This is a genomic window from Mucilaginibacter mallensis, from assembly GCF_900105165.1.
Lineage (GTDB): Bacteria > Bacteroidota > Bacteroidia > Sphingobacteriales > Sphingobacteriaceae > Mucilaginibacter > Mucilaginibacter mallensis.
In genome coordinates this window covers 5566826-5582434 of the sequence record NZ_LT629740.1, presented here as the reverse complement: position 1 = coordinate 5582434, position 15609 = coordinate 5566826, and the positions used below count along the sequence as shown (strand labels likewise).

The 15609-nt window shown below is 42.4% G+C and carries 15 protein-coding genes; 6 read left to right on the top strand and 9 right to left on the bottom strand.

Translation table 11 applies throughout. The features are described from left to right. Window positions 1–3: 3 nt before the first annotated feature. Window positions 4–2424: an ABC transporter permease gene (locus BLU33_RS22965; RefSeq protein ID WP_091378973.1), complete on the top strand. Its 2421-nt coding sequence runs from the start codon at window positions 4–6 to the stop codon at window positions 2422–2424. 19 nt (window positions 2425–2443) lie between these two features. Further along, window positions 2444–3067: a hypothetical protein gene (locus BLU33_RS22960; protein ID WP_091378970.1), complete on the top strand. Its 624-nt coding sequence runs from the start codon at window positions 2444–2446 to the stop codon at window positions 3065–3067. A 241-nt stretch (window positions 3068–3308) separates the two neighbouring features. Here BLU33_RS22960 and BLU33_RS22955 read toward each other — a convergent pair whose 3' ends face one another. Beyond that, on the bottom strand, window positions 3309–3863 hold the full coding sequence (locus BLU33_RS22955) for a hypothetical protein (RefSeq protein ID WP_091378968.1): 555 nt from the start codon (window positions 3861–3863) through the stop codon (window positions 3309–3311). 92 nt (window positions 3864–3955) lie between these two features. Then, window positions 3956–4735: a hypothetical protein gene (locus BLU33_RS22950; RefSeq protein ID WP_091378965.1), complete on the bottom strand. Its 780-nt coding sequence runs from the start codon at window positions 4733–4735 to the stop codon at window positions 3956–3958. A 128-nt stretch (window positions 4736–4863) separates the two neighbouring features. On the opposite strand from BLU33_RS22950, the gene BLU33_RS22945 reads away from it, so the two are divergent. From BLU33_RS22945 to BLU33_RS22930, 4 genes are all read left to right on the top strand, one after another. Beyond that, entirely contained in the window at window positions 4864–5793 is a 930-nt protein-coding gene (locus tag BLU33_RS22945; protein ID WP_091378962.1) for an NAD(P)-dependent oxidoreductase, read from the top strand. A 302-nt stretch (window positions 5794–6095) separates the two neighbouring features. Next, window positions 6096–6569: a transcription elongation factor GreA gene (gene greA / locus BLU33_RS22940; protein WP_091378960.1), complete on the top strand. Its 474-nt coding sequence runs from the start codon at window positions 6096–6098 to the stop codon at window positions 6567–6569. A gap of 105 nt (window positions 6570–6674) precedes the next feature. After that, window positions 6675–7076, top strand: coding sequence for an HIT family protein (locus BLU33_RS22935; RefSeq protein WP_091378957.1), 402 nt, complete (start codon window positions 6675–6677; stop codon window positions 7074–7076). A gap of 93 nt (window positions 7077–7169) precedes the next feature. Then, on the top strand, window positions 7170–7661 hold the full coding sequence (locus BLU33_RS22930; RefSeq protein ID WP_091378954.1) for a cytidine deaminase family protein: 492 nt from the start codon (window positions 7170–7172) through the stop codon (window positions 7659–7661). A gap of 209 nt (window positions 7662–7870) precedes the next feature. On the opposite strand, the gene BLU33_RS22925 is transcribed toward BLU33_RS22930, so the two are convergent. The 7 genes from BLU33_RS22925 to tilS all read right to left on the bottom strand — a co-directional run bounded on the left by BLU33_RS22925 (window position 7871) and on the right by tilS (window position 15602). Then, window positions 7871–9178, bottom strand: coding sequence for a carbohydrate porin (locus BLU33_RS22925; RefSeq protein WP_091378951.1), 1308 nt, complete (start codon window positions 9176–9178; stop codon window positions 7871–7873). Window positions 9179–9197: 19 nt separating this feature from the next. After that, window positions 9198–11912 (bottom strand): magnesium-translocating P-type ATPase, encoded by a 2715-nt coding sequence (gene mgtA, locus BLU33_RS22920; RefSeq protein WP_091378949.1) that lies wholly within the window; start codon window positions 11910–11912, stop codon window positions 9198–9200. Window positions 11913–12076: 164 nt separating this feature from the next. After that, a complete protein-coding gene (locus BLU33_RS22915; protein WP_091378945.1) occupies window positions 12077–12493 on the bottom strand; it encodes a Fur family transcriptional regulator in 417 nt (138 codons plus the stop codon). 163 nt (window positions 12494–12656) lie between these two features. Then, window positions 12657–13295 (bottom strand): HD domain-containing protein, encoded by a 639-nt coding sequence (locus tag BLU33_RS22910; RefSeq protein ID WP_394331800.1) that lies wholly within the window; start codon window positions 13293–13295, stop codon window positions 12657–12659. Continuing rightward, entirely contained in the window at window positions 13291–13596 is a 306-nt protein-coding gene (locus BLU33_RS22905; protein WP_232009345.1) for a helix-turn-helix domain-containing protein, read from the bottom strand. The genes BLU33_RS22910 and BLU33_RS22905 overlap by 5 nt, the downstream gene beginning before the upstream one ends. Window positions 13597–13697: 101 nt before the next feature. Next, window positions 13698–14177, bottom strand: coding sequence for a hypothetical protein (locus BLU33_RS22900; RefSeq protein ID WP_172829287.1), 480 nt, complete (start codon window positions 14175–14177; stop codon window positions 13698–13700). Window positions 14178–14267: 90 nt separating this feature from the next. Further along, window positions 14268–15602: a tRNA lysidine(34) synthetase TilS gene (gene tilS / locus BLU33_RS22895; RefSeq protein WP_091378938.1), complete on the bottom strand. Its 1335-nt coding sequence runs from the start codon at window positions 15600–15602 to the stop codon at window positions 14268–14270. Window positions 15603–15609 lie beyond the last annotated feature (7 nt).

The following is a 15609-nucleotide window of genomic DNA, read 5'->3' as shown; positions in this document are numbered from 1 at the left end:
CTCATGCTTAAGAACATCCTGCTCACCACCCGCCGCACCTTAGTTAAAAACAAAACGTATACGCTTATCAATATCGGCGGTTTAACGCTGGGCATTGCTGCTTATATACTCATCAGCGCCTATGTAAACTTTGAAAAAAGTTATGATACCTTTAACAAGGACTCCGGCAACATTTACCGTGTGGAAAGCAGCTTTTACAAAGGCGACAACCTGGTGAATGACTGGCCAACCAGCACCAACGGTTATGCCACCGCCATGAAGCAGAACTTCCCCGAGATCGCTTCCACAGTGCGTATCGACTGGCATGAATCGGAACGGGTAGTACGCTACAACAACACCAAATACCGCGAGGAGCATGTTGCCTTTGCCGATACCAATTTCTTTTCATTCTTTAATTACCCGCTTATACAGGGCGACCCTAAAAAGGCATTAAAGGAGGTTAATACCATGGTGATCTCTCAAGCAGCAGCACAAAAGTATTTTGGCAGTATCGATCCAATCGGCAAATTTCTGGAGGTAAGCACTCAAAATGGTATTTTGCATTGCATGGTTACCGGTGTGTTTAAGGATGTGCCTAAAAACTCCACCATGCAGTTCAATTACCTCATTTCATGGGCTACCTGCCCACAATTTGAAAGGGATTTCTGGTATCTGCATGAGAGCTATACCTTTTTAAAATTACAACCGGGCACCAGTCCGCATAGTGTTGAGGCTAAATTCCCGGCCCTTGCCGAGCGTTATAAAAACGGACCATCGCTTAAAGATCTTAAATGGGCTGTTACCCTGGTGCCCCTTACTGATATTCACCTTAACCCTGCCAAACAATATGAGCTTGAGGTAAAGGGCAACCGTACCGCCGTAAAATTCCTGGGCATTATAGCCTATGTTATTTTACTGATCGCCTGCGTTAACTACATCAACCTCTCAACCGCAAAGGCTATCGACCGCGCCCGTGAGGTCGGTATCCGCAAGGTGAACGGGGCCAGCTCGCTGCAATTACTGCTGCAGTTTTTGTTTGAATCACTTGTTATTAATGCTATCGCGCTGGTGCTGGGTATTGTTATAGTAGCCATAGCCGCGCAGCTATTGCCAAATTTATTGAACCATTCTGTATTATTCGGTTTGTTGTTTAATACCTCATTATACCTGCAAATAGCCGTAGTATTTGTAGGGAGCATATTATTATCGGGTTTGTACCCCGCTTTGCTGTTATCCCGCTTAAAACCGGTGAGTGTTTTAAAAGGCAAACACACCTTTTCCAAAACCGGCGTTATCCTGCGCAAGGGGATGGTGGCATTCCAGTTCGCGGCATCGCTGCTGCTAATCGCTGGCACCGTTGCTGTTTACCGGCAGATCGTTTTTATGAGCAAGCAGCAATTGGGGGTAAGTATCGATCAAACCATCGTATTAAAAGCGCCTGTAAATACACCGGGCTCAGCACAAAAATTAAACAGCTTTAAACAACTGTTATTGAATACACCCGGCGTAAAAGGTGTAACCGCGTCGGGCGCGGTGCCGGGTAAGGAAGTGGGCGAGTTTTTGGCCAACCGCAAATTTGGCGACTCAAAAACCGAAGAGCACCTCTATGAAATGCTAAAAGTGGATCATGATTTTATCAAAAACTATAACATTCAATTAGCTGCGGGCCGGGCATTTGACAAAAGTCGCCCGGCAGACTCCATTGGCCTGGTTTTAAATGAGGCCGCGGTAAAGCAATTGGGTTTTGCATCCAACGAGGACGCTATCGGCAAACTGGTATGGCTCGAAACCAGCGAGAAAAGGCCAAACCCTGTAATTGGCGTGGTAAAGGATTATCACCAGCGGTCGCTACAACAAAGTTATACCCCGGTTATTTTATTTATGGATCCCAAGTTTAGCTGGGTGCCGGTAAATTATTATTCGGTTAAATTCAGTAGCAATAACCCCGATCAGATCATCAGCAGCATAAAAAATACATGGAACAGCTATTTCCCTGAATCATCACTGGATTGGTTTTTCCTGGATGATTTTTATAACCGCCAATATCAGCAGGACTTGCAATTCGGCAACATCTTCCTGCTGTTCTCAGGCCTGGCCATCCTTATCGCCTGCATGGGCCTGTTTGGCTTAACCGCATATTCAACTGCCCGCAGAATTAAAGAAATTGGCGTACGCAAGGTATTAGGGGCATCAGTGGCACATATCATTTACATCCTTACTATGGATGCCGTTAAGCTGGTATTGTTTTCAAGCTTGCTGGCGCTGCCATTGGCCTATTTATTTATTGAACAATGGCTGCAGGGTTATGCCTTTAAGGTGGATCTAAGCTGGTGGGGTTTTGTTGCGCCGGTTGCAGGCCTGTTGTTTATAGCCATAGGGACCATCGGTTATATCACCTATAAAGCAGCGCTGGTAAACCCGGTAAAATCACTCCGTAACGAATAAACCTAAAGCTAACTGCTATATGCTGCACAATTTCCCCTTTGATACCTGCTCGCTCCGTGCTGATACCGTACAGGCGCTTGAGAATACTTACGCTGCCCTAAGCGCAAAATTCAATATCAGTGTGCCCGATGATATCAACCTGCACATCAACAAATTTGAGACCATAAACATTAACCCTGATATAAGCGTTGGCGGTGTTTTGCAGATCAACAATACCGCTAATGAATGTTACCTGGCTTTTGTTAAAATCCATAATTATTATCATAGTGTACGCTCAGGGGAGGATCAGGATTTTTACCAATACAAGGTTTGGGCTTTTATCACCCTTAAAAATGATTTTGGCCGGATACTTATCCGCAGGGAAACATTTACCGATAGGATAGTAAACCTCATCCACCCTGTTGAACTTAAATTCCCGGATGATAAAGTATTCAGCGGGAAGTTTTATGTAGTCACCAATGATGAACAAAAGGCATTACCGGCCATGAACTGGAATTTCAGGAACACAATAATGGATATGGACGATGACATTGAAATGGAAGCGCTTAACCACACGCTCATCATCAGCAATAATAAAAACATTGATGCAGAGCAAACCGTTCAGCTGGCGGAGTTGGCCAGTAAGATAGCGGGGATTAAATAATATTTATACCATAACAATAGGTTTCAAGCGATGGGTGTTCGAAAGATGGAAAGGGAGCATCGGCCTTGTGCGATTCCCGCCTTGGGGCGGGGAAGGGTGGGGTTTAACAGATAGGTTGGTGTATAAACCCCTCCCTGCCACTTCACATCCAACCACACCCCTCCCGTGAGGAGGGAATAAAAAACAAAATTCAATCTACCGAACACTCCGGGTTTCAAACCCATCGCTACAATTGAAATTCTTAATTCACCGTGATAATAATCGGCGTTATCTGTATTTTCCGTACCGATGTAGCCATCCGCTTTATGAACAGGTAATTAGCCGTCCCACCAATAGCAGCCCCAACTATAGGGACCATACGTTCAGCGGTGCGGGTGCCTAGTATCATTAACAACTTTTCGGCTATGCCTTCCATCATGGTTTTGGTGAGAGCTACACTGGCTTCCACTTTTAGCGATGTGGCTACCAATGTCATAAAATCATTAAAATCCAGCTCATAGGTGCCTTTATTGTAGTACATAATAGCCATCGTAACCCTGAATTGCTGGGTAATGAGGTTTATAAAATCAAAGGGGATACCCACCACCATGGTAAGCATACCGCCGCTGCCCGATATTACCCCGGAGCCCGCCGCCAGGTAGGCGCATTGCTCAATAAATTTTTCGAGACCCAGCCTGTCTACACCCTTTTTAATGTTGAGCTGGTCAATATGGTCGAAAACTTGTTTAAAGCCGTCGTGCGAAAGGTGGTCTGCATATATTTTTACGTTTGAACGTATCTTTCTAAATGGTTCCATAACTATAGCATTTTATTATAGTACAATTAAAACGCTGATAGGTTTAAGGTATTGTAATATCGCCCAATCCCCATTAAGGAAAAGGGCAAAGATCATCTTGCTGTATGGGTTGTAAATCCACTCAGCTCATTATTCCTTCCTAAATTATACCATCCGCCTTTTATGTAATAGTACGTTTCTTTGCCTAAAATAATTACGGGATAATTACCTTTAAGCTTTTCTTTGTAGTTTTTCTGCGTTGTGGGATAAACGGCAAAACTGTCGTATATATCCTCCTTTATGCTATAAAAAACATTCCGGCCTGCATCAAAACTCAAAACAGTTTGGTTGTTGTAATTATAATTTATTGCAGGTGTGGCCCTTGACTTAACACTATCATGAATACCTACATGCAGTTTATAGTTCTTTTTATCATCGCCGCTTAAGGTCATTGTTATCTTGTAAATATTCCGGTAAAGCTCCTTTTCGCCTTCCGATTCCGAGCTTACATGTTCTAAAACATGCATAGCTTCATACAGTCGACCACCGTTTATACATAAAACCATCACATTACTTAAACTGATATCCGATCCCCCTCTAACTGCATAACTGATCTTTATAAAATTTTTATTTAAAACAGTTACCTCCGCAGGTACGCCCCAGTAATCAAATATGGTTATTGTATCTTTTAAACAGCTTATTTTTAACAGGCGATTAAAGTAGTCGGGCATAACATGCACTTTCTGATCGTTGCCATCCAACGCTTTGATAGTACATATTTGCGTATCCTTTTTGCTGTCGCTATCCTCCGCAATCTTTAGCTGATCCTGGGCGAATGCACTTTTAAATAAGACTAGGAGAAGACAGGCAGTGATGACGATAGCTTTATTCATCGGTTGAAATTATACTATAAATTTAATTGAATTTGGTGGCTTAAATACAAATCATCCAGCTTAATAAATGAATTTATTACATCAAACAATACAATTTTCGCGCCGTATCAATATGTTTGTAGCTGAAAATGAAAAAGAATATACTTATTGTTGATGACATACACCCTGTATTCATTGAACAAGCAGAAGCATTGGATTATACCTGCGATTATCGGCCATTAATAAAAGCCAGCGAAGCCTTTGAAATAATCAGCGATTATGCCGGACTGGTGATCCGTTCAAAATTTAATGTAGATAGGTCTGTTATTGATGCAGCTACCAGCCTGCGCTTTGTTTGCCGTGCCGGGGCCGGTATGGATAACATTGATGAGGCTTACGCCGCTGAGAAAAACATCCAGCTAATAAATGCCCCTGAAGGCAACATGGATGCTGTTGGTGAGCATGCCGTAGGATTATTATTATCCCTGATGAACAACTTCCGCACATCCGATGCTGAAATCAGGACCGGCAGCTGGCTGCGCGAGGCTAACCGTGGTTATGAGCTTAAAGGCAAAACCGTAGGCATCATTGGTTATGGCTTTATGGGCAGCAGCTTTGCCAAGAAACTTTCCGGTTTTGGGGTTGATGTTATTGCTTATGATAAATACAAAACCGGTTTTAGCGACAGATATGCCCGCGAGGTAAGCATGGAGGAAATTGTTAAGCATAGCGATGTGCTGAGCCTGCATATACCCCTAACCAGCGAAACCAATGGTTTGGTAAACGATGAATATCTGTTCCATTTTAAAAAACCTATATTCTTCATCAATACCTCCCGCGGTAAAACTGCCAAAGTAAGTGCAATATTAAATGCCATTAAACAAGGCAGAATTATAGGAGCAGGGCTCGATGTATTAGAAGTGGAGAAATTCCCATCCCTTGCCGATCAGGAGTGGTATGATGAACTTCGTCAATCCGGCAAAGTGATCCTGACCCCGCATGTGGCCGGATGGACATTTGATTCGTATAGAAGGATAAGTGAGGTAATGGCAGCGAAGCTGGCGCTTCTCAGTGATTAGAGATTGGTGGTTAGAGCTTAGTAAAAGCATATGTCATTTGCGGCTTAATCCCTGTAAACCAATCTCAACTAATCACTAATCTCCAACCACTAATCACTATTTTAATATCCAAATTTTTGTTGCGGGGCAACAAAAATTTGGATATTAAAATTTAAATCACTTATCTTCGTTTAACACAAAGCAAGACTATGTAGGCGCTGCCCATATAGTCTTGTTTGTTTTTTATAACAATCGCGTCCTTCATAAAACAGGAGGGCGGTTTTTTTTGGTAACTAATAGAAAGTTAAATTAATTCGTGCGTTATGGCAGAGGTATCATACTATACCAAGGAAGGTTTAGAAAAATTAAAAGAGGAATTACAATATTTAAAAACAACCGTTCGCTCTAATATATCTAAAGCGATAGCGGAGGCGCGTGACAAAGGTGATTTATCCGAAAACGCGGAATATGACGCGGCTAAAGAAGCACAAGGCTTACATGAGGCTAAAATTTCGCAGATGCAGGAGTTATTGGCCAGCGCCCGTTTGCTTGATGAATCAAAAATTGATACATCAAAAGTACTGGCTCTATCCATCGTAAAAATAAAGAATGTGAAGAGCGGCGCCACTATGAGCTACCAACTGGTATCAGAAAGCGAAGCCGATCTTAAATCGGGCAAAATATCGGTGGCATCACCAATTGCCAAAGGTTTACTGGGCAAAAAAGTTGGTGACACCACCGAGATCACCGTACCTGCCGGTAAAATGGAATTTGAGATATTGGAGATAAGTCGTTAGTTGATTGGTTGATTAAGTGAGTGGTTGATTAGGTTAACTACTCACTTAATCAGCTTCAATAAAACTCAATCAACCACTCTCCCAAGCAACTTAATCAACCAAACAATGAGCACTATCTTTTCAAAAATCATATCCGGCGAAATACCTGCCTATACCGTGGCTGAAAGCGTTGAGTTTTTGGCTTTTTTAGATATTAACCCGCTTGCCGAAGGCCATGTGCTGGTGATCCCCAAAAAAGAAGTTGATTATATTTTTGATCTGGATGATGAAACATATACGGGCCTGCAGCTATTCGCCAAAATAGTGGCTACGGGTATAAAGGCTGCTATTCCCTGTAAAAAAGTAGGTGTAGCGGTTATAGGGCTCGAAGTTCCGCACGCCCATATCCACCTGATCCCCATGAACCGGGTTGATGATCTTAATTTCAGTCGCCCTAAAATGAAGTTCAGCCCTGAAGAACTACAGGCTACTTCTGAAAAAATAAGGGAAGCGCTGCGAAACAGCTAAAATCACTCCTGCATCAATAATACCGCGTTTTTATCATTGATAATTAAATTTTACTTATCTTGTATCCCCTGCTTTTTTACGCAGGATGAGGTAATGATAAATCACGAAATAAAAATTGCTTTCGAAGAGTACGATACTTTAAACGAGCTTAATAAAAACGACCATACTTTATGCCTTGAAGCTGTTAAGGCACTGGCCAATTCCCATTCACCCTATTCAAAATTTAAGGTTGGTGTGGCAATGCGGCTGCTTAGTGGCAAGATCATCTACGCCAGTAACCAGGAAAACGTTGCCTACCCCTCAGGCCTTTGCGCCGAGCGTGTGGCACTGTTCCACTGGGGAGCCAATCATCCGGATGACCCTATTGAATCAATGGCTATAACCGCCCATACTGATGAGTTTCCGTTACTGAAACCAGTAACATCATGTGGCTCATGCCTGCAGGTTTTGGCCGAATACGAGAAAAAGCAGCAGCAACAAATACGAGTGATCCTTTATTGCCAAAAAGGACCAATATGGGTGATAAAAGGTATTGAGAACCAATTGCCATTCTTGTTTTTTGAGGATAGGTTGATTACGCAGTGATTATTTAATGTAGCGCAATGGGTGTCACACAGGCACTCGAAGGGTGAGCGTAAAGACCTTTACGCATATGCTTCGAGTGACTCAGCATGACCGCTCCCTCCACCATGTCATTGCGAGGAGGAACGACGAAGCAACCCCGTCGCGTTCCATATGTATGCGAAGAGGTTGCCGCGCTATCGCTCGCAATGACATCTTTAAATAACCTCTCTTTAAAACTCCACATGCGCCCTTAACGAAAACACATTCACCGGACCACGGTCAGCATTATATGCTGGGTTAACTATAAACTGATAATCCGGTGTGATCCAGAATTTCTTTTGGAAAGCATTTATCTTGTAATACAGTTCCGCAACCAGCTCCGGACTGTAATTTAACCTGCCATCACCAATAATAAAGCCATAGCCACCTGCTGCCAAGTAAGCCTGATGCTCTGATGATAACCCGCTGCCAATAAAGGCTAGTCCAAGTTCATCATCCGGGCGTTTCCATGATGTGCCCTTTAATACACCCCCAAAACTTAGTGAGCGGTCAATTTCGGTAAAGAACCAGGTTTCGTTATGCCCATCATTATAGCCAAGCCTTGCAAACACGCCAAAATCTTTGGTCAGGTATTGGTCGGCGCTTATGCCGAAACCATATTTATGCCTGCCATAGGCCTGCGTGCTATCTACAACCGGGGCGGTTTTGTTGTTGGCTATCGCCAGATCATAATTACCAAACTTACCATTGTTGGTAAAGCCCAATATCCTGAACGAACCTTTTTGTCCGCCTATTTCATAGCGTTTTTCGTATTCTATAGTTTGGGTGTTGGCATGCAGTATTTTTGCATCCCATACAGACCCGTTTGCGGTTGTGGTAACCATGGTAAAGGCAAAGCGTAATGTCCAATCAGGCTGACCGAGTTCGGTATAAGCACCTAATACGTAACCACGGGTATTGGCAGGGTAATCCCAGGCTCCGTTATCCATCAGCGCCCAGTTCATGAATTGGGTACGTGGGTCGTGGCTAAATTCATTGTTATCGAAGTAATCGGCCATACCAAATTTACCCAGGCCAAAAGTAAAATAGCGTTTGCTTTTTAATCCGGCTAATTGATTCTGGTCATCCTGAATGGTATCTTTTTCCTTGCCCCACTCAAATGTTTGCCTGAAGAATAAGCGCGCTATATATATAGCCGGTGAAGCAGAACCCACCCTAAAGGTTTCTCCGTTAGGGAAAGCGGCTATACCTGTTGTTTTACTCAAGCCCGCACCGCCTGAGAGTTCGGGATCAAAAATAACATCGGCACCTTTCCATAAACGGGCATCGCCAAACAGGGTGGTGGTTATGGATGATTGTGTTTCCTGTGATGTGAGCAAGCTGTTTTGCCCGGTATACGGCGCACTGAATGCGGGTTTAAATTGCGTAATAGTAGTTTCCTGAAAATGAAAGCTAAACCGCTGTTGTTTTACAGTGTCCTGTGCAAAAGCTGTGGTAAACAGCAATAAACTTATTGATATTATTAAAAGTAGTTTCATATTTTATATTAGAAGAAGATTATAACCATTGATGGAATTTATTGATAAACCAGTTTTTTATGAGTTGTGTAAGCAGGCAGTAAGCCAGTAATATGCCAAACAACCATGGGAAATATGCCAAAGGCAAAGCCTCCAGCTTAAAAGCATTAGCAAGTGGCGAAAATGGCAACGCTATACCAATCAGCATAATAAATGAGGTAAGTGCCACTACCGGTGCAGCTGCCCAGCTTTGTATAAAAGGTATTTTGCGTGTACGGATCATGTGTACTATCAGTGTTTGTGACAGCAAGCCCTCTACAAACCAACCACTTTGAAACAAACCCTGGTGAGCCGGCGAATTAGCTTTAAACACAAACCACATTACCCCGAAGGTTGCATAATCAAATATGGAGCTAATTGGGCCGACGAACAGCATAAACCGGCTGATACCGCTGGCATTCCATTTCTGCGGCTTTTCAATAAAATCTTCATCCATAATATCCCATGGAATGGAGATCTGTGAAATATCATACAGCAAATTATTGATCAGTATCTGGATAGGCAGCATAGGCAAAAATGGCAACAAGGCGCTTGCCCCAAGCATGCTGAACATATTACCGAAGTTACTGCTTGCCGTCATCTTGATGTATTTGATAATGTTACCAAACGTTCTGCGCCCGTATATCACACCTTTGCGCAATACCATCAGGTCTTTTTCCAGCAAAATAATGTCGGCGCTTTCCTTGGCTATATCTACAGCAGTATCAACAGAAATGCCCACATCAGCATCGCGCAGGGCAGCAGCATCATTAATACCATCGCCCATAAAACCAACGGTATGACCCTTTGCCTGTAATACCTTAACCACCCTCGATTTTTGAATAGGGCTCAGCTTTGCCAGTATGCTGACATCGTCAATAATCGCAATCAACTCTTCGTCGGATATATTTTCAAGGTCCTTACCCAGCAGGATATTATTTACCGGGATACCTACATCCTTGCAAATCTTTTTGGTAACCACCTCATTATCGCCGGTGAGTACTTTTATGCTGATGCCCAGTTTGTGCAGCGCCTCAATAGCAGGTTTTGCTGATGGCTTGGCCGGATCAAGGAAACCGATAAACCCGGTCATGATCATATTGCTTTCATCGGCAACGCTATAGGTTAGCGGCCTTTCATCATACTCCTTAATTGCAACCAGTAATACCCTTAATCCTTCCTCGTTAAGCTTACGGGAGGTTTTAAGGATAGTATCGCGCATGCTTTTATCTATCGGAACAATAGAGTCCTTATTTATCTCTAACTGATTGTTCTCTCCCGGATCAAAAGCATTGGTACACAGGTCAAGCACTTCCTCAACCGCGCCTTTGCATATCAGCAGGTGTTTATGATTTTTTTCTTCCAGGATAACCGACATGCGCCTGCGCTGAAAATCAAAAGGGATCTCATCAACTTTTTGGTACGATTCACCTTCCTTTAAGCAGGCATGCAGGTCAACATGCTCCAAAACGGCCACATCCAGCAGGTTTTTAAGTCCGGTTTGGTGAAAGCTGTTCAGGTAGGCCCATTTCATTACCTCGTTATCCTCAAAGCCATAAACATTTAAATGGCGCTCCAGCACAATCTTGTCCATGGTAAGCGTACCTGTTTTATCGGTACACAAAATATCCATAGCGCCAATGTTTTGTATAGCGTTCAGGCGTTTAACTACAACCTTACGTTTCGACATATTTACCGCGCCCTTAGCCAGGTTAGCAGTAACTATCATTGGCAACATTTCAGGAGTTAAACCAACGGCTATTGAAATACCGAAGAGCAGGGCTTGCAGCCAATCATGCTTGGTAAGGCCGTTGATCAGGAAAACCAGCGGTACCATGATCAGCATAAAGCGGATCAGCAGCCAGCTTACGCTGTTTACGCCTTTATCAAAACTGGTTTCAGCACGTTTGCCTACTAATGATTTCGAAAGCGAACCGAAATAGGTATCACCACCGGTGTTTACCACTATTGCAAAGGCGGTACCGCTTACTATATTAGTACCCATAAAGCAGGTATTATCCAACTCTAATGGTGATTGTTTGCCTGCGTTAGCATTTGCCGCGTCAGTTTTTTCAACAGGTAACGCCTCGCCGGTTAATATTGCCTGGCTCACAAAAAGGTCCTTTGATTGCAACACCCGCACATCAGCCGGAATCATATCACCTGCCGATAGCTGGATCACATCGCCCGGAACCAGCTTTTTAATATCTATTTCACGTTTTTCCTCATTTAGCCTCAGCACCGTGGCCGTGGTTTTAACCATCGATTTGAGCTTTTCGGCTGCCTGATTGCTCCTGAACTCCTGTACAAAACGCAGCAAAGCGCTTAACATCACCATGGTACCAATAACAGCAACGGTGGTGTAATCCCTGTCGCCTGGTTTTTGGATGATAATATCAGTAATTGCCGAAATGATCACCAGTATGAGTAATACCGCAATAAACGGATTAACAAAAGCCTCGAAAAGCTGAACATACCATTTAGGCGCTTTTTCATGCGCAACCTCATTTAAGCCATAGGTTATTAAACGTTCCTTAACTTCGGCTGCTGACAGGCCCTGTTCCTGGCTTTCCAATATAAAAAGCACAGATGCCTTATCAAGAGCTGCTATCTGTTTAATTTTTAAAGCTGATGGGGTATCGAATTCTGAAGGGGAGTGGCCGTTAGTTTTACCTAAGGCTTTGTAAACTTTGCTGATTTTTTCTCTTTTAAGCATGATAATAAAAGTTTGCCCCGTTTACCGGGCGACTTAAAAGAAGGCGTACCGGCTAACAGGAAATTGTAAATTGCGGATGTGTTCTACTCGGACCGGTATCCATTTTATTTGATTTTTAATTTTTTTTGCAAAGTAAGCTGTTAATGGTATGCAATGGAATTGCATTAATTTTTGCATTTACTGCAAACACCTTTAACAACCAAGTTCATTTCTGTTGATGTAAAGTTATCAGGTAATGCTACCTCTGGTATTTTGCTGTTAGACAGGCAGAAAGTTTCCTTACACTCCGCACAATAAAAATGCACATGCAGATCGTGGTGCTGGTTTGCATCACAACTCTCAGCACATAAAGCATATTTAGGTGATCCTGTTCCATCATCTATAATATGGATCAGGCCTTTTTCCTCAAAGGTTTTTAAGGTACGGTATATGGTTATCCTGTCGGCCGTTTCAAGGCTTTTTTCAATATCGCTTAAACTAATAGCAGAATGTTGCTTTAATAATGAATCCAAAACCAATAGGCGCATAGCTGTTGGATTGATCTTTTTTTCCGTAAGCTTTTTTTCAGCAACCATGTTCATATCATGTGCAATTAATTGATCAATAATTGAATATATTCAAATACCCTATTTTACATTTAGACGCAAAAGTAAGCTTTCTGTTTAAACAGTATGTTAACATACTGTTTCGCCTTTAAATTTAAGCAAAGCTAACATTTTTTTTAGACAAGTCTAAAAAAAATGTTTATTTACACTCCATATAAAACTGCTCAAGGTAATTTGCCATAAACTCATGCCGCTGTTCAGCTAGTTTTTTGCCGGTAGTTGTATTCATTTTATCTTTGAGCAGCAGCAGCTTTTCGTAGAAATGATTAATGCTGGGCGCTGTTGAATTTTTATATTCTTCCTTACTCATATGCAGGTTAGGAGGTATTTCGGGGTTATAGATCTCCCTGTTTTTAAAGCCGCCGTAACTAAAAGTGCGCGCTATACCAATGGCGCCAATAGCATCGAGCCTGTCGGCATCCTGTACAATATGCAATTCTATGGATTGAAAACCCGGTTTATCAAAACCCGATTTAAATGAAATATTCCTGATGATCTGCTGCACGTGTTCAATGATGGGTTCATTTACATCAATGCTGCGCAAATAATTGCCTGCTGTGGTGGGGCCAATTTCTTCATCGCCGCCATGAAATTTGCTGTCGGCAATGTCATGCAAAAGCGCGGCAAGTTCAACGGTAAGTATATCGCAGTTTTCAGATGAGGCTATACGTTTGGCATTGGTCCAAACGCGGTAAATATGCCACCAGTCATGGCCGCCTTCGGCATCTTTTAGAGTATTACGTACAAAGTTTGTTGTGGCTTCAATAATTTTTTTAATATCCATAGCTTACAATAATATCCTGTAAAGATATTATTGTTGTCGCTAAACAGCCTTTGAAGTATGAATTATCAGGTTTTATGCTTAAAAGATCCGTAACATCATACTCCAATACATCAGCTATCTGAAAAAGACGCTCCACTGTAATTTTTGTGTAACCGAGTTCAATTTTGCTGTAAGCATTCTGTGAGATGTCCAACTTTGCTGCAAGGTACTCCTGTGTGTAGTTCCTGTGTTCTCTCTTGTTCCTGATATTGGCCGCAATAGCCTTTATCTTGAAATGCATCTTGTCGCTGTTCATAATTGGGGGGTTAAAACAGTACCTACGAGATAAATATGGACACGGATTTATTTTTTTTAATATTTTTTTCAGAAAGTATGATTTAGCTGTAAAAGCTACAATTATTTCTTCATTTCGGCCTGTATGGCTCTCAAAAATTCATTAGGATGCTGGGAGCCAATGATATAAACCAACCCATCACGATCAGTAAGGTGGATTGATTCCTTACCGCTGGTATAAAAGCGGATGGTCCCCTTTGTATGCAGGTTGTAAACGGGGTTATTAAATAGGTAGCGGCTATATTCACCTTTTTCAACCTTTACAATGCTGTTAAGGTCAATTTTCACCAGGCGGGTTGTCCACAAGCCATCAAGCATAATGCTCTTATTTTGTACCCTGGTTCTGAAATGCAGCAGGAAACCCATGATAATGGAGATGATGATAATAGCAAACCCCACAATCACCAGCAGGTCATTATTTTTTTCCTCAATATCTGTAAAAAAGTAAGCTGCAAAGCAGAACATGGCCATCACCAGGCGTATGGTAATGGGTATAAATTCCCTTCCAAGGTATTGCTTTTCAATAAAGGCAGGTTTCTCCATTTTTATATTGATGATTTGAGCATTTGAAGATCTGAAGATGAAAGTCCTGCTAATGTAAAGCAATTTTCAAATCCTCAAATCAACGAATCTTCAAATTTTTATCAGTTCGAATATAGTAACTTTTTTAGTGTTATCACTTACTTTATAACGTTCATTAAGCCGGTGGCCGCCTATCCACATAATATCGCCGTTGCCGTTTACCAGTAAAGGTATCCCGCTTTTTTCATGCAGGGGTATTTTTTGCTGGATGAAAAAGTCGCTCAACTTCTTGCGTGTTTTCATCCCCAGCGGGTAAAAATAGTCGCTTTGCTGCCAGGGGCGTATAGTTAACGGATATATCAGCAAATCAGTATCAATAGCCACCGCTAATGGGTTATCTTTTATAATCAGCGGACTATCATCATGCAGCAGCGTAACTTTATAACCGCCATAATCTACCCCATGTTCACCCTCAGCTATTTGTATTGCTGCATGTTGATGCATCGTTTTTTTAACCAGGATGATGTTTTCCCGGTCGAGGATCAGCTTAAAATTACTGCTTTCAAAAACCCGCCCGGAGTGTTTATCCAATACGGAAATCAAATCATCAATAGCGGTTTCATTAAACCCATATTCCTGCAAAAGCTTAAAAAGCAGCAGTCGTTTGGGGTTTAGTTTCTTTACTGCCGATATGGATAAATGGATCTCATAGCCCTGCTCAATCAGTAGATCCTGCCGTAACTCCACCAGGCGCAGCTCCAGCAGGGTTTCCATGTCCCTAAAATGCTGCAGGTTATTCTCAAAGGTGCTTTCCAAAGCCGGGTTCAGTTCCTTTAGTTTGGGAATAACCTCGTGCCTGAGTTTATTACGTGCATATTTAACAGATGCGTTTGAGCTATCCTCTACATATTTTAAATGCCCCTGCTGTACAATTACCTGTATATCATCCCGATTTAAAAAAAGCAGCGGGCGCACCAGGCTGCCATTCTTAGGTAAAATACCATGCAGGCCAGCAATGCCGGTGCCCCGGGTAAGGTTTAACAATATTGTTTCAATCGCATCGTTTTGGTGATGCGCAAGCGCGATAACATCATAGCTATGCTGCTGCCTTATCTGATCGAACCATTGATACCTGAGATCACGTGCCGCCATTTGGATGGATATTTTATGCTCGGCAGCGTAGGCTGATGTATCAAAATTAATAGTATGAAACTGAACCCGAAATTGCTGGGCCAGCTGATGGGAAAACTCCTGGTCGGCAATGGCTTCATCGTCCCTTAGCTGAAAATTACAATGAGCTATGCTAAAATTATACCCGGCCGCTTTTAACAGGTGGGCCATTACAACAGAATCCATACCACCGCTTACTGCCGCCAGCACTTTATTGCCGGGCGTAAACAAGCTGTTTTTTTCAATAAATTCCGTAAATTGTTTAACCGGCAGCATTCATCAA